The organism is Oerskovia jenensis (genome assembly GCF_016907235.1).
In the GTDB taxonomy this organism is placed as follows: domain Bacteria; phylum Actinomycetota; class Actinomycetes; order Actinomycetales; family Cellulomonadaceae; genus Oerskovia; species Oerskovia jenensis.
In genome coordinates this window covers 3,588,105-3,609,997 of the sequence record NZ_JAFBBO010000001.1, presented here as the reverse complement: position 1 = coordinate 3,609,997, position 21,893 = coordinate 3,588,105, and the positions used below count along the sequence as shown (strand labels likewise).

General features: G+C 73.0%; 22 protein-coding genes. 6 read left to right on the top strand and 16 right to left on the bottom strand.

Going from position 1 to position 21,893, the window contains the following annotated elements; translation table 11 throughout:
• Positions 1-12: 12 nt before the first annotated feature.
• From JOD49_RS16310 to JOD49_RS16290, 5 genes are all read right to left on the bottom strand, one after another.
• Positions 13-1,239 carry a hypothetical protein gene (locus tag JOD49_RS16310; protein WP_205308102.1) on the bottom strand — a complete coding sequence of 409 codons (1,227 nt, stop codon included), beginning with the start codon at positions 1,237-1,239 and terminating at the stop codon, positions 13-15.
• A 185-nt stretch (positions 1,240-1,424) separates the two neighbouring features.
• Positions 1,425-3,323, bottom strand: coding sequence for an alkaline phosphatase (locus tag JOD49_RS16305; protein WP_205308101.1), 1,899 nt, complete (start codon positions 3,321-3,323; stop codon positions 1,425-1,427).
• 236 nt (positions 3,324-3,559) lie between these two features.
• The gene (locus tag JOD49_RS16300) at positions 3,560-4,150 is read right to left on the bottom strand and encodes a CE1759 family FMN reductase (protein WP_205308100.1); all 591 of its coding nucleotides are present in this window, start codon (positions 4,148-4,150) and stop codon (positions 3,560-3,562) included.
• Complete coding sequence (locus JOD49_RS16295; RefSeq protein WP_205308099.1) at positions 4,147-4,653, bottom strand: MarR family winged helix-turn-helix transcriptional regulator; 507 nt, start codon at positions 4,651-4,653, stop codon at positions 4,147-4,149. The genes JOD49_RS16300 and JOD49_RS16295 overlap by 4 nt, the downstream gene beginning before the upstream one ends.
• Positions 4,654-4,820: 167 nt before the next feature.
• Positions 4,821-5,582, bottom strand: coding sequence for an isoprenyl transferase (locus JOD49_RS16290; protein WP_205308098.1), 762 nt, complete (start codon positions 5,580-5,582; stop codon positions 4,821-4,823).
• A 388-nt stretch (positions 5,583-5,970) separates the two neighbouring features.
• Here JOD49_RS16290 and trhA point away from each other — a divergent pair, with 388 nt between their 5' ends.
• Complete coding sequence (trhA, locus tag JOD49_RS16285; RefSeq protein ID WP_239526540.1) at positions 5,971-6,657, top strand: PAQR family membrane homeostasis protein TrhA; 687 nt, start codon at positions 5,971-5,973, stop codon at positions 6,655-6,657.
• 70 nt (positions 6,658-6,727) lie between these two features.
• On the opposite strand, the gene JOD49_RS16280 is transcribed toward trhA, so the two are convergent.
• From JOD49_RS16280 to mca, 3 genes are read right to left on the bottom strand one after another with little or no spacing between them, the layout of a single operon-like run.
• The gene (locus tag JOD49_RS16280; RefSeq protein WP_205308096.1) at positions 6,728-7,633 is read right to left on the bottom strand and encodes a carbon-nitrogen hydrolase family protein; all 906 of its coding nucleotides are present in this window, start codon (positions 7,631-7,633) and stop codon (positions 6,728-6,730) included.
• A 1-nt stretch (position 7,634) separates the two neighbouring features.
• Positions 7,635-8,027, bottom strand: coding sequence for a hypothetical protein (locus tag JOD49_RS16275; protein WP_205308095.1), 393 nt, complete (start codon positions 8,025-8,027; stop codon positions 7,635-7,637).
• The gene (gene mca / locus JOD49_RS16270; protein WP_372441330.1) at positions 8,024-8,965 is read right to left on the bottom strand and encodes a mycothiol conjugate amidase Mca; all 942 of its coding nucleotides are present in this window, start codon (positions 8,963-8,965) and stop codon (positions 8,024-8,026) included. Before mca ends, JOD49_RS16275 begins: the two co-directional genes overlap by 4 nt.
• 94 nt (positions 8,966-9,059) lie before the next feature.
• Here mca and JOD49_RS16265 point away from each other — a divergent pair, with 94 nt between their 5' ends.
• From JOD49_RS16265 to JOD49_RS20840, 3 genes are all read left to right on the top strand, one after another.
• Complete coding sequence (locus tag JOD49_RS16265; protein WP_205308094.1) at positions 9,060-9,551, top strand: DUF4307 domain-containing protein; 492 nt, start codon at positions 9,060-9,062, stop codon at positions 9,549-9,551.
• Positions 9,552-9,872: 321 nt separating this feature from the next.
• Positions 9,873-10,355: a transcription elongation factor GreA gene (greA, locus tag JOD49_RS16260; RefSeq protein ID WP_205308093.1), complete on the top strand. Its 483-nt coding sequence runs from the start codon at positions 9,873-9,875 to the stop codon at positions 10,353-10,355.
• 434 nt (positions 10,356-10,789) lie between these two features.
• The gene (locus tag JOD49_RS20840) at positions 10,790-11,773 is read left to right on the top strand and encodes a DUF559 domain-containing protein (RefSeq protein ID WP_205308092.1); all 984 of its coding nucleotides are present in this window, start codon (positions 10,790-10,792) and stop codon (positions 11,771-11,773) included.
• A 209-nt stretch (positions 11,774-11,982) separates the two neighbouring features.
• Here the strand turns inward: JOD49_RS20840 and ilvA are convergent, their stop codons facing one another.
• The 3 genes from ilvA to JOD49_RS16240 form a co-directional block, all read right to left on the bottom strand.
• A complete protein-coding gene (ilvA, locus tag JOD49_RS16250) occupies positions 11,983-13,149 on the bottom strand; it encodes a threonine ammonia-lyase (protein ID WP_205309044.1) in 1,167 nt (388 codons plus the stop codon).
• A 50-nt stretch (positions 13,150-13,199) separates the two neighbouring features.
• On the bottom strand, positions 13,200-14,468 hold the full coding sequence (locus JOD49_RS16245) for an AI-2E family transporter (RefSeq protein ID WP_205309043.1): 1,269 nt from the start codon (positions 14,466-14,468) through the stop codon (positions 13,200-13,202).
• 119 nt (positions 14,469-14,587) lie between these two features.
• Positions 14,588-15,820 carry a cystathionine gamma-synthase gene (locus JOD49_RS16240; RefSeq protein WP_205308091.1) on the bottom strand — a complete coding sequence of 411 codons (1,233 nt, stop codon included), beginning with the start codon at positions 15,818-15,820 and terminating at the stop codon, positions 14,588-14,590.
• 220 nt (positions 15,821-16,040) lie between these two features.
• Here JOD49_RS16240 and msrA point away from each other — a divergent pair, with 220 nt between their 5' ends.
• Complete coding sequence (gene msrA / locus JOD49_RS16235; protein ID WP_205308090.1) at positions 16,041-16,703, top strand: peptide-methionine (S)-S-oxide reductase MsrA; 663 nt, start codon at positions 16,041-16,043, stop codon at positions 16,701-16,703.
• Positions 16,704-16,812: 109 nt separating this feature from the next.
• Here the strand turns inward: msrA and JOD49_RS16230 are convergent, their stop codons facing one another.
• Together JOD49_RS16230 and JOD49_RS16225 are read right to left on the bottom strand one after the other, a co-directional pair.
• Complete coding sequence (locus JOD49_RS16230; protein WP_239525239.1) at positions 16,813-17,724, bottom strand: glycoside hydrolase family 19 protein; 912 nt, start codon at positions 17,722-17,724, stop codon at positions 16,813-16,815.
• Positions 17,725-17,968: 244 nt separating this feature from the next.
• Positions 17,969-18,742, bottom strand: a complete 774-nt coding sequence (locus JOD49_RS16225; protein WP_205308089.1) for a phosphatase PAP2 family protein — start codon at positions 18,740-18,742, stop codon at positions 17,969-17,971.
• Positions 18,743-18,868: 126 nt separating this feature from the next.
• Here JOD49_RS16225 and JOD49_RS16220 point away from each other — a divergent pair, with 126 nt between their 5' ends.
• The gene (locus JOD49_RS16220; RefSeq protein ID WP_307822587.1) at positions 18,869-19,711 is read left to right on the top strand and encodes a CPBP family glutamic-type intramembrane protease; all 843 of its coding nucleotides are present in this window, start codon (positions 18,869-18,871) and stop codon (positions 19,709-19,711) included.
• 115 nt (positions 19,712-19,826) lie between these two features.
• Here JOD49_RS16220 and JOD49_RS16215 read toward each other — a convergent pair whose 3' ends face one another.
• From JOD49_RS16215 to JOD49_RS16205, 3 genes are read right to left on the bottom strand one after another with little or no spacing between them, the layout of a single operon-like run.
• Positions 19,827-20,468, bottom strand: a complete 642-nt coding sequence (locus tag JOD49_RS16215; protein WP_205308087.1) for an SRPBCC family protein — start codon at positions 20,466-20,468, stop codon at positions 19,827-19,829.
• Positions 20,465-20,872, bottom strand: a complete 408-nt coding sequence (locus tag JOD49_RS16210; protein WP_205308086.1) for an ArsR/SmtB family transcription factor — start codon at positions 20,870-20,872, stop codon at positions 20,465-20,467. The genes JOD49_RS16215 and JOD49_RS16210 overlap by 4 nt, the downstream gene beginning before the upstream one ends.
• Positions 20,873-20,917: 45 nt before the next feature.
• The gene (locus JOD49_RS16205; protein WP_205308085.1) at positions 20,918-21,859 is read right to left on the bottom strand and encodes a LysR family substrate-binding domain-containing protein; all 942 of its coding nucleotides are present in this window, start codon (positions 21,857-21,859) and stop codon (positions 20,918-20,920) included.
• Between the last annotated feature and the right edge of the window lie 34 nt (positions 21,860-21,893).

The window sequence follows — 21,893 nt, the reverse complement described above, 5'->3', positions numbered from 1 at the left end:
TGGAGTGCCTGGTCAGGAGGACGCCGTCGCGTGCGTGGGGTCCGCGGCACCCGCGGCAGCCGTCCGCGCCGCGACCGCCGCGTCGATCCGCGCCTGCGTGCGCGCCTCGCGGCGCCGCCGCGCGCGCAGGACCGCGAGCACCGCACCGACCAGGACGAGCACCGTCCCGAGCTGGACCCACGGCAGCGTCCACGCCGCGTAGCTGCCGGTCGCGGGGGCGAGCGCGACCTCGACCACGTCGTCGCCCACGACGAGCGGGGTCGTGGTCAGGTCGCCCGAGACCTTGCCCAGCGGCCAGACGCCGTCGAGCACGACGGTCCCGCTCGCCTCCTGTCCCGGCAGCACCTCGCGCTGGGCGGGGGCCACGACGTCGCGGGCGTTCCAGCCGAAGAGACCGGCGCTCGTGACCTGGGTGTCCGCGCCGAGGCGCACGTTGCCCTCGTTCGCGACCGTGTAGTCGACGCGCACCGCGCCGGGCGCGAACGGGTTCCAGCTCGGCTCGTAGGTCGCGCGGACGTCCGTGAGCGCGAGCACCGGGACCAGCTCTCCCGCCACGCGCAGGTGCACGCGCGCCCCCACGCGCGTGTCGAACGTGACGGCCGACCCGTCGCCCTCGGGGCGCGCCAGGGCTGCGACGACCCCGGCGGGGTGGTCCCCCGGTGTCGCGTCGGCGGGGACCGCGACCGTGAACGGCACGGTCACCGACGACGCGGCGCCGACCTCGACGCGCTGGGTCTGCCCGGCGGCATCGCCCTCGCCGACCGTGATCCACGCGCCACCGTCGACCGGGGCCGTGCCCGCGGGGAGCAGGTCGAACTGCCCGTCAGCGGTCACGACGCCGTCGCTCGCGTACACGTCGAACGTCGCGGGGTGGTCGCTGAAGTTGGTCACGGTCACGTGGTCGGTGACCCGTCCGCCGGGGTCGACGGTCAGGCGGGACGACACGCGCCCGTCGGGCCCCTCGGCCGTCGCGGGCTCGACGGCCCACGTGGTCTTCGCGGGGGCCGGGTCGGACGCCGGGTCGGCGGCCGTGGCCGCCGGCCCCGTACCCGACGACGTCGCACCGGTCGAGGAGACGGGTCCGGCCACTGCGGTGCTCCCGGTGGCGGGCAGCGCCGTGGCGGGCGCGACGACCACACCGGTCAGGAGGGTGGCCGCGAGCAGGACGGCACCGGCCGCCCTGGTCGGGCGGGCGGTCGCGCGAGGGGCGTGGGCCGCTGATCGAGGAGAGGCGTTCATCGGTGAGCTCCGAGCAGGGAAGGTCACGAGCCGCTCCGGTCGGCGACCTGCGCGCACGGGGCGCGCGACGCCGTCGGGCGGACGGACGGGTGGACGGACGGACGGGGGCGCCGCCGGGAGAAGGACCGCCGGGCCCCGGCGCGCCACGAGAGCGCACCGGGGCCCGACGGCTCGTCAGGCGACGGTCAGTCGACCGGGAAGAGCGAGACCGTCAGGGCGCCCGCGTAGTCGCCCGCGCGGGTGTCCACGGGGACCTCGAGCGCCAGGTCGGCCGAGACCGTCGTGGTGCCCAGACGTCCGTCGGCCGTCGCGGTCGCGAGCGTGGCCGGGGCCGCGAGGCCCGTGCCGCCGCCCAGGAGCGACGCGACCGGCGAGCCCGCGCTCACTCCGTCCTTGGCCGAGACCAGTCCCGGGGTCCAGCCGAGGTTCTGGGCGCGCAGCGTGCGCGGGCCCGACGTCAGGTCGCTCGACTGGCCGGACACCGTCCAGCCGCCCGCACCGACCGTGGCCGCCGCGCGCGAGTCGGTCACCGAGACCTCGGGGAGACGTCCCGCGAAGCGCAGGCGGTCGCCCACGTTCTCGCCACCCGTGAGCGCGACGCCCGCACCGGCGTCCGCGACCGACAGCGTGAGCTTGCCGCCCACCTCGCCGGCCTCGGGCACGGTCGCGAGCAGGGGGATGCCGTCCGCGTCGTTCGCGGCCCACAGCTCGTTCGAGACGCGGCCCACGTCGGCGTTGTCGAGGTACGCGCCGCGCACCGGGTCGGTGCCCGTCGCGGCGGCCGCGAGCAGCTCCGAGCCCGGGCCCTTGGCGTACACGGGCACGAGGTGGTTGGTGTGGCCGCCGCTGTTCCAGCTCACCTGCGGGGCGCCGCCCTGCTCGCCCTGGACCGGGGTCCAGGCCGGGTTCGCCGCGGGGCCCGAGAGGTAGCCGCACTCGTGGTCGGCCGTGATGACGACGAGGGTCTCGTCCCAGCTCGAGTTCTCCTCGACCCAGTCCACGACGGTCTCGATGGTCCGGTTGAAGTCGACCTGCTCCTCGACCGCTCCCGCGGTGTTGTTGTCGTGCGAGGCCCAGTCGATCGCGCCGCCCTCGATCATGACGAAGAAGCCCTCGTCCGAGGCGTTGGACAGCACGTTGAGCGCGGCGTCCGTCATCTGCGGGAGCGAGGGCACGTTGTCGTTCTGCGGGGCCGTGAAGGGCACGTCGCCCGACTTCAGGGCCGTGCGGTCGGCCTGGAGCGTGCCGGCGACCTGCGCGGTGCCCAGGACGTGCGAGGGCGTGTCCCCCTCGGCGAGGGCCAGGAAGTCGTCCTTGGACTCGACGAGGTCGAACGCGGTCTGGCCGTCGGCCAGCTTGTTCCACTCGGTCTCGCCGATGTAGCTGTAGCTGGGCGTGGCCCGCTTGTCACCGTTGTCGTCGTACCAGGGGTTGCCCGCGCCGAAGATCACGTTGGCGCCCGAGTCCATCATGTCGGCCGCGATGTCGTGGTAGTTGTTGCGGTGCTCGTTGTGCGCCAGGTAGGACGCGGGCGTCGCGTGGGTCCAGGGCACCGACGTGACGACGCCCGTGGCCTTGCCCAGCTCGAGCGCGCGCTCGGCGACCGTCCTGAGGTCCTCGTGGTTCTCGTCCTGACCGATCACGTTGTTGAGCGTCTTGACGCCCGTCGCGAGGGTCGTGGCCGCGGCCGCCGAGTCCGTCGAGCTCTTGAGCGGCGCCGCGAAGCTGCTCCAGTTCTGGGCCGGGTCGTACGTGTTGCCGAACTGGTACGTGGACATCGCGAGGGCGACCGGGAACTCCTGGTACACCTGCGTGCCGCCCTGCCCGGGGACCGGGGTCGAGACGCCGCCGGGCTTCACCGTGGTCTGGTAGGCCGTGCGGCCGTGCTCGAACTGGCTGCCGAGGTCGACCTGGTTGAACCCCATCCCGTCACCGATGAGGTGGATGATGTTCTTCGGTCCCGGCGCCCCGGGGTCGGCGGACGGCGCGGCGAGCGCCGGCGTGGTCGAGGAGATCGCGATACCCGCCGCGAGGACGCCCGTGCCGGCGACCCGCAGCCACTTCATCGGTACACGTGAAGTCATGGTCTCTTCCCTGTCGAGGTCTGGTCCGGTCCGGAGTCGAGTTCCGGCCGGCACGTCAGAGCCAAGCGGTCAGAGGTGGCGACGGGGTGAACGGCGGAGGGCCGCGCGGGGACGAATGAGCCAAATGTCCGACCCGCCCGGCGCGCCGGGGGCAGGCGCGCCGAGACGGAGCGCGCCGGGGGCAGGCGCGCCGAGGCAGAACGCAGCGGGGGCAGCGGGGGCAGGCGCGCCGGGCCTCAGCCCGGCGCTGGCAGGTCCGCGAACCGCACGAGCTGGGCCACGGCCCGCTCGGCGCGCTCGTCGAGCCACGGCATGGGGAACAGCTCGATCGTCCAGTCCTCCTTGGACGCGAACACGCCCGTGGGCACGATCAGGTCGCCCATGAAGGCGAACAGCGGGCGCAGCGCCTGGTCGATCACGAGCGTGTGCCGGGCCGTGCCGCCCGTGGCCGCGAGCAGCACAGGCTTGTCGGTCATGGCGAGCGAGTCCACGAGGTCGAAGAACGACTTGAAGATGCCCGAGTAGGAGCCGCGGAACACGGGGGTCGCGACGATCAGGAGGTCGGCCTGCTCGACGGTCTTGAGCGCGAGCTCGAGCTCCTCGCTGCGCATCCCGATCACGGTCGCGGTCGCTACGTCCTGCGCGTGGTCGCGGATCTCGATCGTGCGGGCGTCGACCTGGACCCCTGCGGCGCTCAGCCGGGCGACGGTCTTGTCGAGCAGGAGGTCGGTCAGGGCGCGCGTGGTCGAGGGGAAGCTGACCCCGCCGGTCACGGCGACGACGCTGAGCGTGCGACGCGCTGACCCCTGCTGGGGCTCGCCGCTCACGCCGTGCGCCCGTCGCGTGCGGGGATGTCGCCCTGCGCGCCGCGGAGCTTGTCGAGCAGGCCCTTGAGGGTCGCGAGCTCGTCGGCGTCGAGGGCCCCGCCCACGTAGGCGTCGATGGTGCGGACGTGCTTGCGCCCGATCTCCTTCTGGAGCCGCGCCCCCTCGACGGTGAGCCGGACGATCGTGCCGCGTGCGTCGTCGGGCGCGGGGACTCGTTCGACGAGGCCGCGCTGCTCGAGGCGTTCGGCCATGCGGCTGAGCGAGGGCTGGCTGATGAGGACGTACTCGTTGAGGTCGCGCAGTCGTGTGCCGCCCTGGGGACAGCCGGCGAGCGTGAAGAGCACGTCGTACTCACGCATGGTGAGCTCTTCCCAGATGTCGTCGGCCTGGAAGCGGCGCATGAGCGCTACCTGGGTGCGGAAGAGCGATTCCCACGTCTCCGCGGCTTCGCGCGTGGTGGCTCGCTCGTGGACGGCGGGGGCGACGGTGGTCGGGCTGGTCATGTGTCTCTCGATCCTGCGGGGTGCACCGGCCCGACGGCGGTGCGCGCCTCGTCGGCGCACGGCACCCGGGTAGATGCGTTCGTATGAACTCGAGCGGTACAACCGGCGAGACGAGGGGGGTATTCCGGACCGCCGGGACCGAGGCGACCTCCCGCGCCCGGGAGCACCTACCGGCCGAGGCGCCGCTCACGCTGCGAGTAGGACCGCAGCGCGCGCAGGTAGTCGACCCGGCGGAAGCTCGGCCAGTACGCCTCGCAGAAGTAGAACTCGGCGTGCGCGCTCTGCCACAGGAGGAACCCGCCGAGGCGCTGCTCGCCCGAGGTGCGGATCACGAGCTCGGGGTCGGGCTGGCCCTTGGTGTAGAGGTGCTCCTCGATGTGCTCGACGTCGAGGTTCTCGGCGAGGTCCTGGAGCGAGGCGCCGGTCGCGGCCTGCTCGCTCAGGTAGGAGCGCACGGCGTCGGCGATCTCGTGGCGGCCGCCGTACCCGATCGCGACGTTGACCTGGAGCCCGTCGACCCCGGCGGTCCGGTCCTCCGCGTCGCGCAGCGCCTTGGCGAGACGCTCGGGCAGGAGGTCGAGGCGACCCATGACGCGCAGGCGCCAGCGACCGGTCTCCGCCAGGTCGCACACGGCGTCCTCGATGATGTCGAGCAGCGCGCTGAGCTCCTCGCGCGAGCGCGAGAGGTTGTCCGTGGAGAGCATCCAGAGCGTGACCACCTCGATCCCGAGGTCCTCGCTCCAGGTGAGGAACTCGGCGATCTTGTCGGCGCCACGGCGGTGGCCGGTCGCGGCGGTCTCGCCGAAGGACTTGGCCCAGCGGCGGTTCCCGTCGAGGATGACGCCGACGTGCCGCGGCATGGCCTCGCGCGGCAGCGAGGCCGCGAGACGTCGTTCGTACAGCCCGTAGAGCAGGTGGGGCATGCGCACGTGGGGTCCTTCGCGGTATGTGATGGAGGAGCGGCGACGGGGCCGGGCAGGTTCCGGGAGCGTCGCGCGAGCCACGCGGGCGTCGCAGGACGATCGTCGGTCCCGATCGTCGTCGCTCGCCAAACGGTACCGGAGGCAACAGTCGAGAGAGCCCGAGGCCCGGTCCTGAAGATGGCTTTACGCAGGATCTTCACAGTCCCGCGCAACAACCTACGGTGACGTAACTTACGATGGCGTAAGTCGTTCCTGAGCCACGCACGTCGACTCACGCGCACTCCCCCGGGTCAGGGACATCCCGTCCGCACGCCCGAACGCCGAACCGAGTAGGAGTCTCCCCGTGGCACGACCCTCCGACCGCACGACCTCCGGCGACTCCGTCGAGAACGCCCTGGACTCGGCCGCCGACGCCGTCTCGGACGCCGCCGAGAAGGTGGCTGACGCGGTCAAGCCCCGGTTGCGGGGCTGGATCCACGCGGGCACCTTCCCCCTCGCCCTGGTCGCGAGCATCGTCCTGGTGATCCTCGCCCCGCCGGTCGCGGGCAAGGTCGCGTGCGCCATCTTCGGCCTGAGCGCGTGCCTGCTGTTCGGCACGAGCGCGGTCTACCACCGCGGCACCTGGTCACCGAAGGTCGCGGGGATCCTGCGCCGGGCCGACCACTCGAACATCTTCCTCATCATCGCGGGCACCTACACCCCGCTCGCGGTGCTGCTCCTGCCGCAGCGGACCGCGACGATCCTGCTGATCATCGTCTGGGCCGGCGCCCTGCTGGGGCTCGCCGCGCGGATCATCTGGCTCAACGCCCCGCGCTGGGTCTACGTGCCGATCTACGTCGCGCTCGGCTGGGTCGCGGTCGGGTACATGCCGCAGTTCTGGACCACGCCGTCGGGCCCCGCGGTCGTGTGGCTCGTCGCGATCGGCGGCCTCGCGTACACGCTGGGAGCCGTGGTCTACGGGCTCAAGCGCCCCAACCCGAGCCCGCGCTGGTTCGGTTTCCACGAGATCTTCCACGTCCTGACGGTCGTGGGCTTCGGGTGCCACTACGCCGCGATCACGATCGCGGCGCTCAACGCCTGAGCCTTCCTGCATCCGCTGAGCGCGGGGTACGTGTCGCGGATCGCCTCGATCTGCGACACGTGCTCCGCACTCAGCGTTGCTGCTGGTCCTTGGGCACGACGGCGTAGCGCCGGTTCGCGAGCGACGGGTTCGCCGCGCGCACCCCGGCCAGGGCCTCGGGGTCGATGTCGGCCGTACGCAGGCCCGCTCGCTCGTCGAGCTCGAGCCCGACCTGCCCGTCGGGCCCCACGAGCAGCGACCGTCCGGTCACGCCCTTGCCTGCCTGCCCGACCGCGAGCACCACCGAGGTGTTCTCGATCGCCCGGGCGCGGGCCAGCGTGCGCCAGTGGTCGGCCTTGAGGTCGCCCGCGGCCCAGGCCGCCGGCACGACCAGGACGTCCGCGCCGGCATCGACCAGGCGACGGGCCGACTCCGGGAACCGCAGGTCGTAGCAGGTCATGACGCCGAACGTCAGGCCGCCGACCGACATCGTCGTGGGAGGCGCGTCGACGGGTCCGGGCTCGAGCCGGTCCGACTCGCGGTGCCCGAACGCGTCGTAGAGATGCACCTTGCGGTACACCCCGACCAGGTGCCCACCCCCGTCGATCGCGACGACGGCGTTGACCGCCCGGGAGGTGGGCGACGCCGCGGGGGACGGCGCGCTCGTCGAGGGCGCCGCACCGGACGCCTCCGCGTCCCGGCCCGTGCCCACGTGCGCGCCCGGGAGCGTCGTGCCCGCGATCACCGCGACCCCGGTCTCGCTCGCCCAGCGCTGGAGCGTCGTGACGAACGGACCGTCGAGCGGCTCGGCGTGCTCGACGCCCACGCCGCGCGGGTCGAAGCCCGACGCGTACTCCGGGAGCACCAGCAGGTCGGCCTGGAGCCGCTGGGCCTCGGTGAAGGCCGAGCGCACCACGAGCAGGTTCGCCGCGTGGTCGTTCGAGACCTCGATCTGGCCGATCGTGACGCGCACCGGGCCACGCGGTGTGCGCGTCATGTCAGTCGCCGCCGCCACCGGAGTCGCCGCCCGAGCTGCCCGAGTCGCTCGGACCGTCGTTCGAGCGCGAACCGCCGTCGGACGAACCGCCGCCGTCCGAGGAGCCCCCCGCCCCGCCACCGTTGCCGGGCCGGCCCGAGCGCTCGTCGTGCCGGACCTTGCGGAGCTGCTTGTTCATCGACACGAACAGCGCGACGCACGCGAGTGCGACCGCGAAGATCGTGAGGAAGCCCGGCAGGCCGGGAGACACGTCCGTCGGCTCGAGGCCCGGGCGGAGGTCACCGCCCGTCGGCGCAGGGGACGGTGTCGTCTCGGCCGTCACGCCGGTGGCCCAGCCGGGCCCTCCCGCGAGGTGGGACGACAGATCGACCGCGAGCTGCGGCGTCGGGCTCATGCGTGGCCTTCCTCGGTGCGGATACCGGCGAACAGGTCGCTCTCCGGAAGCGTGGTGGGGACGCGCGACTCGGCGAGCTCGAACTCCTCGAAGGGCCACACGTCGGCCTCGAGGTCGCGGGGGATCGCGAAGAAGAAGCCCTCGGGGTCGATCTGCGTCGCGTGCGCGATGAGCGCCGCGTCGCGCTGCGGGAAGTACGGCGCGACCTCGACGCGCGTCGTGACCTCGCGCTCGGGGATCTCGCGCGCGGCCCGCGACTCGACCCAGTCGCTGAAGGGCGACTCGAGACCGGCGTCCACCACGGCCTCGTGGATCGTGCGGATGCGGTTCATCGAGAAGTCGTGGTTGTAGTACAGCTTGAGGGGTTCCCACGCGGGTGCGCCGCCCTCGACCCGGTAGCGCTCGGGGTCCCCCGCGGCATGGAACGCCTCGAACGCGACCTTGTGGCACATGATGTGGTCCGGGTGCGGGTAGCCGCCGCTCGGGTCGTACGTCGTGATGACGTGCGGACGGAACTCGCGGACCAGCTCGACGAGCGGCGCCGCGGCCTCCTCGAGCGGGACGAGCGCGAAGCAGCCCTCGGGCAGCGGGGGCAGCGGGTCGCCCTCGGGCAGCCCCGAGTCGACGAAGCCCAACCAGCGGTGGCTCACACCGAGCGCCTTGGCCGCTGCGGCCATCTCCGCGCGCCGCAGCTCGGCCATGCCCTCGGGGGTCGCGGGGAGCTCGCCGAAGCTCGGGTTGAGCACGTCGCCGCGCTCACCACCGGTGCAGCTCACGACGAGCACCTCGACGCCCTCCGCGGCATAGCGGGCCGACGTCGCAGCCCCCTTGCTCGACTCGTCGTCAGGGTGCGCGTGGACGGCCAGGAGGCGCAGCGGTGCGCCGTCGACCGTCCCGGGCGCCGATACCGTGCTCGGGCGCGCCGTCGATTCGGTCACAGGTCCTCCAGGGGGTACTCCGGGGCGAAGAAGTTCAGAGACAATGATGTCTCATGAGCAGGTAGTCCACCCAACCCCTGGACCTCGATTCACCATGACGAACAGCACTCCCCCGTCGGGAACATCCCCGCAGGTCGGCCCCGACGCGCTCGACGAGCACGAGAACCCGATCGGGCTCGCGCCGCAGACCCCTGGCCTGCAGCCGCCGGTGGGCCGCTACGGGCCCGCGCCGACGGCCGCGCGCCGACGCCTCACGATCGCGGGCATCGTCGCCGCGGCGGTCGTCGGGGTCGGGATCACGATCTGGATCGGGCTCGGGCAGGCGTCGACCCCCGTGCGCTACGACGACTTCGGGTTCAAGGTCGTCGACTCCGAGCAGATCGACGTGACCTTCCAGGTCTCGATGGAGCCGGGCACCCAGGCCGAGTGCACGATCGACGCGCTCGCCGAGAGCTACGCGCAGGTCGGGACGGTCGACGTCGTCGTCGGGCCGAGCGACCAGCTCGAGGGGCGCTACACCGTGAGCGTCGCGACGTCCGAGCTCGCGACGACGGGGATCGTCGAGAGCTGCCGCGCCCTGCCCTGACGCCGCTCGCCCGACGGCCGAGCCGCGGGCAGCGTCCGGGACCAGGATCACGCGCCGACCACCGTCGCCCTTCCCCGGGACCCCGAGGCCGCACGGGGCAGGGGCGGTGTGATGCAGCGGACATTTGGTATCCTGAGGGATTCACGCTGCCCCAGAAGCAATCAGGTCCAGCGAAACCCGCCACGCGGCGTCGGCGACCGGCCGACGTCACCACCCCGGGCAGGCAGCGGAGTCGCTCTCACCCGCACCCACTGCCTCACCCTGTGCGGTCACGTCCACCGACGTCGACCGCCGGAACGCAAGGAAAGGAAGGAGCGAACCGTGACCGAGACCAGCGTCACCTGGCTGACCCAGGAGGCACACGACAGGCTTCAGGCCGAGTTGGCTCACCTGTCCGGTGCCGGCCGCACCGACATCGCCGAGCGCATCGCCGCTGCCCGCGACGAGGGTGACCTCAAGGAGAACGGCGGCTACCACGCCGCCCGCGAGGAGCAGGCCAAGAACGAGGCGCGCATCCGCGAGCTGACCGCGAAGCTCCGCAACGTGCAGATCGGCACTCCGCCGGACGACGGCAAGGTCGAGCCCGGCATGGTCGTCACCGCGCTCGTGGCCGGCGAGGAGATGTCCTTCCTGCTCGGTTCACGCGAGATCGCCGGCGGCACGGACATCCGCGTCTACTCCCCGACGTCCCCGCTCGGCGAGGCCATCAACGGCACCTCGATCGGCGACAAGGTCGCGTACGCGGCCCCCAACGGGAACCAGATCGCGGTCGAGATCCTGGCGGCCAAGCCGTTCCAGGCGTGACGCGCCCGCTGTCCCGACCCTGAGCACCAGGGGCCACCACCGACGGTGGCTCCCCACGGCGCAGGGACGCACGCAGGCCCGGGAACCTCAGGGTTCCCGGGCCTGCGTGCGTCCGGGGGTGCGCCTGCCGGGTCCGCCGGCCCGGGCTGCCTGGGCCGCCTGCCGGGTCCGCCGGCTGGCGGCGGCCGGGTCCGCCGGCTGGCAGCGGCCGGGTCCGCCGGCTGGCAGCGGCCGGGTCCGCCGGCTGGCAGCGGCCGGGTCCGCCGGCCCGACGTCGAGATGCGGCCAACTGGGGTCGAGACAGTGCCTGGACCCCAGTTGGCCGCATCTCGACGTCGCCACTCACCTCCATCCCCGGCAGCCCTGGTCGACCGGTTGTCCACAGACCGCGCCACTCGCCCCACAGCGCCGCCGGCATCTGCGAACCTCTCCGCGTGCCCAGCGCCCTCGTCCGGCTCCCGCCCACCCCGTTCCTCGTGGCCGACGCCCTAGCGGCAGGCTGCACGCCCGACCAGCTCCGCAACCCGGTGCTGCACACGCCCCTGCGCGGGGTCCGCATGGCGGCGGCCTCGGCGCACGACCTCGACGCGCTCTGCCGGGCGGTGGCCCTGACCTTCCGACCGGGGGACGCGTTCTCGCACGTGACGGCGGCCGCGCTCCTGGACCTTCCCCTGCCGAGCAACCATCGACCGGCCGCGAGGCTGCACGTCTCGAGCACCTCCAGGATGCGCCCGCGGGAGGCAGCGCTGCTCGTCGGGCACTCAGGACTACCCACGAAGCACACGTTCCTGCACCGCCGGCTCCCCGTCACGCTGCCTGCCAGGACCTGGCTCGATCTCGGCAGCCAGACCGGCTCCGGCGGCGGCGCGATCCTGACCGCCGACGACCTCGTGGTCCTGACCGACGCGGTCCTCGCCCTGCGTTCCCCGCCGACTCCTCGGAGCGAGCTCGAGCGCGCCGTGGACTGGTTCGTCGGTGGACGAGGGCGGCGGGTCCTGCAGGACGCGCTAGCCGCCGCCCGGACGTTCGTCGACTCGCCCATGGAGTCGCGGGTCAGACTCCTGCTGACCGCTTCGGGCTTCCCCTGTCCCGTGGTCGGGGCCGATCTCTTCGCCGAGGACCAGTGGGTCGCGCGACCGGACCTGTGCTGGCCCCAGGCTCGCATCGCGATCGAGTACGACGGCGCCCACCACTACGCGTCCCAGCATCAGATGCGCAGCGACGTCGCTCGGCGGGAGAACATGGAACGCCTGGGGTGGCGGGTGGTCGTCCTCTACTCCCAGGACGTCCTCACGGCGTGGGACGCGACCTGCGGTCGACTGCTCACCGCCTTCGGGGACCAGGGCGTGGACCCGCGCCGGCTCGCGGACGCTCCCGACGCCTCGGTACGCCCCCGCATCGTCGTGGCCCGGGGGTGATGCCCGACGGCGGTGCTCGCCTCGGGAGTGTGGGCGCCGGCGTGTCCTCGGGCACCGTGACCGCCGCGTGGTGCGGGTACCCCTGGTCCGGGGACACGCGCGCGACGTCGAGATGCGGCCACCTGGGTCGAGGCGGCACCCGGACCCCAGGTGGCCGCTTCTCGCCGTCGCCGCGCATCGCCCGCCGACTCCTGCGACGAGCAGTCTCCTCAGCCCGTCAGGACCCGGTACCCCGCGCCGCGGAGCTGCGCGACGAGCGCCTCGCAGTGCTCCTGCCCCTTGGTCTCGACCTGCATGCGTACCCACGCCTCACCGATCGCGAGGTGCACGTCGGTGCGGTCGTGGTCGATGTGCATGATCGAGCCGCCGACGCCCGCGATGACGTCGAGCATCTGTGCCAGAGCACCGGGCCGGTCGTCGAGCAGCACCTGCATCTGCATGTACCGGCCCGCGGCCGCGAGCCCGTGCCGCAGCACCCGCAGCAGCACCAGGGGGTCGATGTTGCCCCCGGACAGGATCACCACGACCGGGCCCTCCCACCCGGTCGGGTCGGCGAGCAGCGCCGCGACCCCCGCGGCCCCCGCCGGCTCGACGACGAGCTTGGCCCGCTCGGTGATCATCAGGAGCGCGCGTGAGAGCTCGTCCTCGGTCACGGTGCGGACCTCGGCACCGAGCGCGGACACGATCGAGAACGGCACCGGGCCCGGGGTGCCCACCGCGATGCCGTCGGCCATGGTCGAGCGGGCGAGCGACGTCGTCGGGACGCCTGCAGCGAGCGAGCCCGGGTAGGCCGCCGCGCGCGCGGCCTGGACCCCCACGACCTTGACGTGCGGCGCGACCTCGGCCATGGCCGCCGCGACCCCCGCGACCAGCCCACCGCCGCCGAGCGGCATGACGACCGTGCGGACGTCGGGCACCTGCTCGAGGATCTCGAGCGCGATCGTGCCCTGGCCCGCGACGACGTCGGGGTGGTCGAACGGGTGGATGAACACCGCGCCCGTGCGCTCGGCCTCGGCCTTGGCGGCCGCGAGCGTCTCGTCGACGTCGACGCCCACCAGGCGCACCTCGGCCCCGTACTCGCGGGTCGCGGCGACCTTGGGCAGCGCGGCGTCGACCGGCATGTAGACGACGGCCTGGATCCCGAGCAGGCCCGCCGCGAACGCGACCCCCTGGGCGTGGTTCCCGGCGCTGGCCGCGACGACGCCGCGCGCCTTCTCCTCGGCCGAGAGCCGCGCCATACGGATGTACGCTCCGCGGATCTTGAACGACCCGGCGCGCTGGAGGTTCTCGCACTTGAGCACCACGGGCACGCCCACGACCTGGCTGATCGCGCGGCTCGTCTGGACCGGGGTGCGGTAGGCGACGCCGTCGAGCATGCGGGCGGCGTCGCGGATGCTGTCGAGCGTCACGTCGGGTCGAGCGAGGCTCACGCGTCCCCGCCCGCGCTCGTCCCGCTGCCCGACGACGGCGCTCCCCCACGGCGCGTGGCCCTGCGCCCGGCGGGGCGCGCGGGCGCGGGCGCCTTCTCGTCGTCGGCGAGGTCCTCCTCGGCACGCCGGACCATGACCGGGAGCGCGGGCTTGCCGCGGATCACGAGGGTGTCGTCGGTGCCGAGGTCGGGGAACTTGTCGTGCCCGTTGAAGTACAGGACCACGGTGTTGATCAGGGCGGCGAGCGGCACCGCGAACAGCGCGCCGACGATGCCCGCCGCGAACCCGCCCGCCGCGACCACGAGCAGCACCGCGACCGGGTGCAGCGAGACCGCGTGGCCCATGAGGAACGGCTGGAGCGCGTGGCTCTCGATCTGCTGGACCGCGAGCACGATGCCCAGCATGATGAGCGCCGCGACCCACCCGTTCGCGACCAGGACCACGAGCACCGCGACGGCCCCCGTCACGACCGCACCCACGATCGGGATGAACGAACCGACGAACACCAGGATGCCGAGGGGCAGCGCGAGCGACGGCACGAAGAACGCCGCACCGACACCGATACCGACCGCGTCGACGAGCGCCACGAGGATCTGGGTCCGCGTGTAGGCGGACAGCGTGACGATGCCGCGACGCCCCGCCTGGTGGATCGTGTCGCGCGAGCGCGCCGGGAACAGGCCCACGCACCAGGACCAGATGGTCCGGCCGTCGAGCAGGAAGAAGAACGTGCAGAACAGCGCGATCACGGCGCCCGCGGCCACGTGGCCCACGGTCGTCGCCGCGCCCAGCGCGCCGGACACGATGCTGTCCTGGCTCGAGCTGATGAACTTCTCGAGCTCCTTGAGGTAGCCGTCGACCTGCTCGACACCGATCCCGAACGGCCCGGCCTGGAGCCAGTCCATGAACTCGTTGAAGCCGTCGATCGCCTTCTCCCGGAGCTCCGAGATCCCGCTGACGATCGTGCTGCCCGCGACCGTGATGAGACCGCCGACGACCAGCAGGAGCCCCAGCAGCGCCGAGATCGACGACAGCCCGCGCGAGAAGCGCAGCCGGCTCTCGAGGAACCGGCGCACTGGCGTCAGCAGGACCGTCAGGAGCAGCGCGATCGCGACCGGGACGACGATGACCTTGAAGAGCGCCGTGACGTACAGGCTCGCCGTGACGAGCGCCCCGATCAGGAGCAGACGCCACGACCAGGCCGCGGCGGTCTGGATCGAGGGCGGAACCGCGTCGGCACCGTGCGGCTTCCCTGCGCGTGCCGTCACGGCCGCCGCGCCCCTCCCGGCCACGGCCGTGGCGACCGCTCCCGCGGTGGCGCGCGACGTCGTCGGGCCCTGAGCGTCGACGGGCGCCTTGGCGGCGCGTCCCTTGCGCGCAGCCGTGCTCACGCGAGGGCCCGCGCGAGGTCCGCGATCAGGTCCGCCGCGTCCTCGATGCCGACCGACAGCCGCACCAGGTCGTCGGGGACCTCGAGCGCCGAGCCCGCGACCGACGCGTGCGTCATGCGCCCCGGGTGCTCGATCAACGACTCGACCCCGCCGAGGGACTCCGCGAGCGTGAACACCTGTGTGCCCGCGCAGACCGCGAGCGCCTTCTCCTCGCTCCCCACCCGGAACGACACCATGCCACCGAAGCCGCGCATCTGGCGCTTCGCGAGCTCGTGCCCGGCGTGCGACGCGAGGCCCGGGTAGACGACCTCGGTCACCGCGGGGTGCGACGCGAGGAACTCGGCGACCGCCGCGGCGTTGGCCGAGTGCCGGTCCATGCGCACCGCGAGCGTCTTGAGGCCACGCAGCGTGAGCCACGCGTCGAACGGCCCCGCGACCGCGCCGGACGAGTTCTGGTGGAAGCCGACCGCGTCGGCCAGGCCGCGCGTCCCCGCGGGCGAGACGAGGTCGCCCGGGAGCTCCGCGCCGTCGGCCACGACGAGTGCTCCCCCGACGACGTCGCTGTGCCCACCGATGTACTTGGTCGTCGAGTGCACCACGACGTCGGCGCCCAGGGCGATGGGCTGCTGCAGGTAGGGCGTCGCGAACGTGTTGTCGACCACGAGGGTCGCGCCGTGCTCGTGCGCGATCTCCGCGAGCGCGGCGATGTCGCTGATGCCGAGCAGCGGGTTGGTCGGGGTCTCGACCCACAGCACCCGGGTGCGGCCCGGCTGGACCGCGGCCCGCACCGCGTCGAGGTCCGTGAGGTCCACGGCCGTGTGCTCGATGCCCCACGGCCCGAACACCCGGGCGACGAGACGGTACGTGCCGCCGTACGCGTCGTCGGGCACCAGGACGTGGTCGCCCGGGCGCAGCGTCGCGCGCAGGAGCGTGTCCTCCGCGGCGAGGCCCGAGGAGAAGGCGAAGCCGCGCGCCTGCTCGGCTCCCGCAGGCGTCTCGACGGCGCCGAGCGCCTCCTCGAGCGCCGTGCGGGTCGGGTTCGCGGAGCGGGAGTACTCGTACCCCCCGCGCAGACCGCCGACGCCGTCCTGCTTGTAGGTGGAGACCTGGTAGATCGGGGGGACGACGGCGCCCGTCGTCTCGTCCGGGTCCTGTCCCGCGTGGATGGCGCGGGTCGCGAAGCCGGTGCTCGACCAGTCGGGGTGGGAGGGAGTGCTCGCGCTGCTCATCCTGTGAGCCTACGTGCCCGGGGGCCGCGCGTTCCTGCGGAACACGACGGTTCTCGCAGAGCGGATGTGGACGTTCTGCGCGGGACGGGAGGTTGAACGGCGCGCGGCGGGCTGCCGACGCGCTCGACGCTCCCTCCCCGCGGGACGGGTCGGTCCGTCCCGGGGAACACGGGACGAGGGCGAGGTGTTGCCCAGGTGTCGGCTACAGGTGGAGGTAAAGATGTTCGAGTCGTTGTTCGGGTCCTCGATGAAGACCCAGATGGTCGCGCCCGAGAAGGCGCTCGCCGGGCGGGACCAGCCCGTGCTCCCCGCCGCCCGCCCGCACACCGTGCTCGGGACGTCGATCACCGGCCCGTGGCCCGAGGGCACGCGCGTGCTGTACCTCGCGATGGGCTGCTTCTGGGGCGCCGAGGAGATCTTCTGGCAGGTGCCGGGAGTCGTCTCGACCGCCGTCGGCTACATGGGCGGCACCACGCCCAACCCCACGTACGAGGAGGTCTGCACCGCGCGCACGGGCCACACCGAGACCGCGCTCGTGGCCTACGACCCGTCGGTCGTGAGCGAGGAGGAGCTGCTCAAGATCTTCTGGGAGCGCCACGACCCCACGCAGGGCTACCGGCAGGGCAACGACGTCGGCACCCAGTACCGCTCGGCGGTCTACTGGACGACGCCCGAGCAGGAGGCCGCGGTCCGTGAGACCCAGCAGCGCTACCAGAAGGTGCTGACCGCGCGCGGGCTCGACCCGATCACCACCGAGGTCGCCCCGGCCGAGGGCCGCACGTTCTACTACGCCGAGGACTACCACCAGCAGTACCTCGACAAGAACCCCAACGGGTACCGCTGCCACGCGACGACGGGGATCCCGTTCCCCGACGCGGCGTGACGCAGCCCTGAGCCGCCCCGAGCGGCCTCCGTCGAGAAGTGAGCAGGTGCCCCTGATCCGGTCGGATCAGGGGCACCTGCTCACTTCTCGGCGAGGTGGACTCCGCAGCTCAGCAGATCAGGCCCGAGCCCGGCGCGACGCCCAGGATCGCCGTGATCTTCTGGTAGCGGTCGACCCGGCTCTGGACCGACGCCGGGTTGCCGCCGTTGCACTCGAGCGCCCCGTTGAGCGAGTTGATCGTCTGGCCGAACCCTGCGCCGCCGATCATCGCCTCGTGCGACGTCATGACGCCCGGACCGTTCTGCGTGTTCCAGTACCAGAGGGCCGTCTGCCAGGCGATCGACGGGTCCTGCTCGACGAGCCACGGGTTGTTGAGCAGGTCGATGCCGAGCGCGTCACCGGCCGCCTTGTAGTTGAAGTTCCAGCTGAACATGATCGGGCCGCGCCCGTAGTACGCCTTCTGGCCCGCGGGGCAGCCGAACGGCTGCGAGTAGTCGCACTTGATCCAGTAGTTCGCCTCGTTGATCTCCTTGACGTACCGCAGGCCCACCGACTCGAAGTCGGCATGGGTGAGGAACGCCGCCGCCTCCTGCGTACGGGTCGTCTCGGTCCCCGTGTTGGCGAACTTCGGGTACGCGGCCAGGGCGTCGACGAGGCCCTGGTAGGTGTAGAACGCGTTGCGCTTCGGGAAGATCGCGTCGAACTCGGCCTCGCTGATCACGAAGTCGGACGTTCCCCCCTGACAGGCCCCCTTGTCAGCCCAGACGGTCGTGGCACCGGGGTTCTCGCGCTGCGTCCACCACTTCGCCGTGAAGTTGCGGCCGTGGTGCGAGACCGTGGCCCCGCCCTGGTACGCGCTGGTCTCGCTCCACGTCGCGGCGCACGGGTTCGCGGGCGCCGCGGTGGCGACCGTGAGCGGTGCCGCAGCGGGCACCTCGACGGCGGTCGCCGGCACTGCGGCTGCGGTCGCGACGACCGCGCCCACGAGCCCGGCCGCGATCATCGCGGCTCCACGGCGCATGCCGGAGACAGTTCTCTTGCCAAACATGTGAGCCCCCATTTTGCTCATCGTTGAACAATCCTTGTGAACGGCTGGCGCCGCGGGTGACAAAGTAGCGATGCGCACAAATGTCAGCAACTCGAACAAACTGTCTGCTCGCGCAGCGCCTGGGCACGTCCGGGCGCTGCGCGGCGACGCACGTGCGCCGAGGGGTGACACCGTCGGCGGGCGCCTGGGTCACCTCCGGCGCCCAGGCGCGTCGCCCTCAGCGCCGGACCAGGGCCCGCTCCTCGCTCTCGGCCCGCACCTCCGGCGTGAGCAGCACCCTGCCCACGACCTCGTTGCGGCACAGCACCCCGAGCGCCGCAGCGGCCGGTGCGCGCAGCGCCAGGACGAGTGCGACCACGACGCACACACCGACCGTCGCTCCGGCGACGACGTCGTGCGGGAAGTGGACCCCCTGCACCAGACGCGCCGCCCCCGTGACGACCGCGAGGACCACGGGCGCGACGACCATGACCCGGTGCGGCGGGAGGCGACGGGCATGCGGGAACCGGAGCGCCGTCGTCGTGCCGAGCGAGACTCGCGGGCGACCCGTGGCGAGCGCCGTGAGCACCACCGACGTCGCGAGCGCGAACGCGATGGTCGTGTGGTTGCTCGGGAACGACCAGTCCCCCGCGGCGGGGCAGTGCGCGATCTCGATGAGGTCCCAGCACCCGCGGGGCTGCTGGACGATCGTCTTGGCGACCTCGGACGTCGCGTACGCGACCACGGCCCCGGCGCCTCCCACGACCGCTGTCGCGACGGCCACGAGCCCGGCGCCGCGCGCCTGCCACGCGGCGAGCAGCCACAGCAGGGCGAGCACGATCACACCGACCTCGGCGACCAGCTCGACCCCCGGCAGGTCGGCGGTCCTCGCCGTCACGGCGAGGTAGAGCTCGGTGCTGGGCCCGCGCAGGAGCAGCAGCGACGGCACGAGGACCGCGGCAGCGAGCAGCCAGAGCAGGGCCAGGAGCAGGGGGGATCTGGGGGACTTCACCCCGGAATGGTACGGAGGTGAACGGCCGATGAACATCAGACCGCGGTCGGACCCGGACACCTCCCGCCGTCCCCCTCCCGGCCCACACCCCGCCTTCACGTCCCTGCCCGTGGCATCGTGGGTCGTGTGACCGACGCCCGCACCGCCGCGACGCCCGACACCCTCCGAGCCACCGCCACCGCCGCCCGCCTCCTCGCCGCAGCACTCGTGTGCGGGTCGGCGGTCCTGCTGTTCGCGGTGCACGTCCGCCCGCTCGGGTACGTCCCGCTCGTCGCGGGCGTCCTGCTCGGCCTGCTCGTCGATCGTCTGCTCGGGCGCGACCTGCTGCTCATCGCGCTCGGCATGGGCATCATCAGCACGATCCCGCTCGCCGCGGACCTGAGCGACGCGGGGATCGCGCGCTTCGCCGTCGTGCTCTCGCTCGCGGTGCTGGTCCCGTGGGCCGTCTCGCGCTACGTGTACCGCGACGACGCGATCCGGTTCCCGGTCCGCACGGGCAGGCGCTGGAACCGCACCCAGATCGTGTACCTGCTGGTCGTGCTCGTCGCGGGCTACCTGATCCTGCCCGCGTACTTCATCGGGTCGGGCTCGTACCAGAACTGGCCGCCGATCGAGACGCCGCAGGAGATCGCGCGCCTCTTCGTGGGCGTCAACGCCGTGGGGATCTGGGACGAGCTGTTCTTCGTGTGCGTCGTGTTCGCGCTGTTACGCCGCCACTTCGCGCTGTGGCCCGCGAACGTCCTGCAGGCGGCGGTGTTCGTGTCGTTCCTGTGGGAGCTGGGCTACCGGAGCTGGGGGCCGCTCCTGACGATCCCGTTCGCTCTCGTGCAGGGCTGGATCTTCGCGCGCACCAAGTCGCTCACGTACGTGGTCTGCGTGCACCTGCTGTTCGACGCGATCGTGTTCGCGGTCCTGGTGCACGCGCACCACCCCGAGCTGTTCGACGTGTTCGTCACGGGCGGGCGCTGAGGCGCCCGCAGCGCGGGTCGCCCCCACGCCCGCCCGACGGACGGCACGGCCCGTCCCCACGCACGGCAGCGGCCCGGGTCGCCCCACGCCCGCTCGACGTCACACCGGCCCGACGTCACCCCGCCGGCGTCGCGTCCCCGTCGAGCGGCGGGACGTAGAACGCGGTGGTCGCGGCGGCTGCGGCCTCGGCCGCCGCGGGGTCTACGCCCGACGCCTCGTGCGCGCCGCGCCAGAGCTGGGCGCTCGCGGTCTGGAGCGCACGCATCTCGGGGCTCGTCTCGAGCGTGGCCGGGTCGCCCAGGTCGACGCCCGCGACGTGCGCGGCGAGCCCGACGAGCGCGAGGTCCCAGCCGACGCCGACGGCCCCGGGGCCGAACTGGTCCCAGAACTCGGGCGGCACGACCGCGACGTGCTCGAGCGTGAGCTCGGTGGCCCCGTCGTCGGCGGGCGCGAGGCGGAGCTCGACCGTGCTCCGGTCGTCCTCGCTCATGCCCCAGGTCACGAGGAACCGGTGCGGCGGTTCGCACTCGCGCACCTCGCCGCCCGCGTTGCCCTGGAGCTGGTAGCGCCCGCCCAGGCGCAGCTCGCCGGTCACGGGCAGGAACCACCGGGCGATGCGCTCGGCGTCGGTGCACGCCTCCCAGACGTCCTCGACCGGGGCGTCGTAGGTGCGGCTCAGCAGCACGACGCGGGCGTCGTCGCGCTCGCCGACGGTGCGGCGGGCCTTGTCGATCTCGGTGCTCAGGTCGAACGTCATCTCGTGGCCTCCTTCGCGGGGACCGGTCGCGGGTCCGCGGCCGGGGCGGTGCGGGAAGCGTCCGGGGACGCGACGGCCCGACGGCGGGCGCGGCGTCCGCGGGCGAGCTCGGTGCCGAGCGCGTCGAGGCGCTGGTCCCAGAGCTGTCGGAGGCCGTCGAGCCAGTCGTCGACCTCGTCGAGCGCGCCGGGGTCCAGGGCGTAGAGCCTGCGGGTGCCGGCCGCCTGGACGGTCGCGAACCCGTTCTCGCGCAGCACCCTGAGGTGCTGGGAGACCGCGGGCTGGCTGATCCCGAACTCGGCGCGGATCACGGCTGCGAGGTCTCCGGCGGACGTCTCGCCGCCGGACAGCAGCTCGAGGATCCGTCGCCGGACGGGGTCGCCGAGGACGTCGAACGCTTCCATCCGTCGATGATTCATCTGTGGCTTATATAAGTCAAGGATGAAGGATCAACGGCCCTTCTTGCGGCCCTTCATCGACTGCGACTTCCCGAGCCGCTTCGCGACCGACTTGCCCGACTTCTTGCCGGCCCGTGGCGCCTGCTTGGCGCCGCTGCGCGCCGCGCTCGCGGTCTTGGCGCCCTTCGAGCCCTTGGCGCCCGACGGCGAGCGCCCGTCCCCCTTCTTGCTCGCCTCGGGCGTGGGCGGGGTGGGGCCCGCGACGCCGCGCGAGCTGTTGGCCGTGCGGCCGCGCACGATCCCGATGAACTCCTCGACGAGGTCCGACTTCTCCTCGGTCACCCAGCCGAGCGCGACCGGCGCCTCGGGCCCCCCGTCGAGGGTCCGGTACGTCAGGTCCTTGCGGTGGTGCAGGCGTGCGAGGGACTGCGGCACGACGAGCAGCCCGATCCCCGCCGCGACGAGCTCGATCGCGTCGGCCGTCGTCGCGGGGCGCTCCAGGGCAGGCTTGCCGGGCAGGACGGGAGGTGTCGGGTCGCCGGACGCCTGGCTGCTCGACGAGCCGTCAGCGGCCGTGGCGCCCTCGGCCCAGCCCAGCACGTCGTCGAGCGGGTGCAGCACGACCTCGTCCGCGAGGTCCGCCACGGTGAGCGCTTCGTCACTCTCGAGAGCCGCGAACACGTGGTCGCGCGGGACCACGACGACCGGCACCTCGGTGTACATCGCGATGTGGCTCAGCCCCTCGCTGCGCACGGGGCGGCGCAGGATCGCGACGTCCGCCCCGCCGTCGTGCAGGAGTGCCTCGACCTGCGAAGCCGGGACGGCGAGCGCCTCCAGGCGCACGTCGGGTACCCGGTCGATCCACGTCCGCACCCACTTCGAGGGCGTCACGCCCGGGACGTACGCGAGGCGGAACCCGGGGGTCTGCGCGTCGGTGACGTCCTCGGCCGGCTGGTCGGCGTCGTGCTCAGCGCTGCGCGCAGTCTCTTCCACCCCACAACCCTAGCCGCCCCAGGACAAGGAAACG

Bases quoted from the DNA above. Each gene is read 5' to 3' on its own strand.
- JOD49_RS16230 (WP_239525239.1), bottom strand. From the start codon at position 17,724: ATGCGCCGTGGAGCCGCGATGATCGCGGCCGGGCTCGTGGGCGCGGTC.
- JOD49_RS16275 (WP_205308095.1), bottom strand. From the start codon at position 8,027: ATGAGCCCGACGCCGCAGCTCGCGGTCGATCTGTCGTCCCACCTCGCG.
- JOD49_RS16215 (WP_205308087.1), bottom strand. From the start codon at position 20,468: ATGACGTTCGACCTGAGCACCGAGATCGACAAGGCCCGCCGCACCGTC.
- JOD49_RS16295 (WP_205308099.1), bottom strand. From the start codon at position 4,653: ATGACCAGCCCGACCACCGTCGCCCCCGCCGTCCACGAGCGAGCCACC.
- JOD49_RS16240 (WP_205308091.1), bottom strand. From the start codon at position 15,820: ATGAGCAGCGCGAGCACTCCCTCCCACCCCGACTGGTCGAGCACCGGC.
- JOD49_RS16305 (WP_205308101.1), bottom strand. From the start codon at position 3,323: ATGACTTCACGTGTACCGATGAAGTGGCTGCGGGTCGCCGGCACGGGC.
- ilvA (WP_205309044.1), bottom strand. From the start codon at position 13,149: ATGCTCGACGGCGTCGCCTACCGCACCCCGGTCCAGACGAGCCGCGCG.
- JOD49_RS16280 (WP_205308096.1), bottom strand. From the start codon at position 7,633: ATGACGCGCACACCGCGTGGCCCGGTGCGCGTCACGATCGGCCAGATC.
- JOD49_RS16265 (WP_205308094.1), top strand. From the start codon at position 9,060: ATGACGAACAGCACTCCCCCGTCGGGAACATCCCCGCAGGTCGGCCCC.
- JOD49_RS16210 (WP_205308086.1), bottom strand. From the start codon at position 20,872: ATGGAAGCGTTCGACGTCCTCGGCGACCCCGTCCGGCGACGGATCCTC.
- JOD49_RS16310 (WP_205308102.1), bottom strand. From the start codon at position 1,239: ATGAACGCCTCTCCTCGATCAGCGGCCCACGCCCCTCGCGCGACCGCC.
- msrA (WP_205308090.1), top strand. From the start codon at position 16,041: ATGTTCGAGTCGTTGTTCGGGTCCTCGATGAAGACCCAGATGGTCGCG.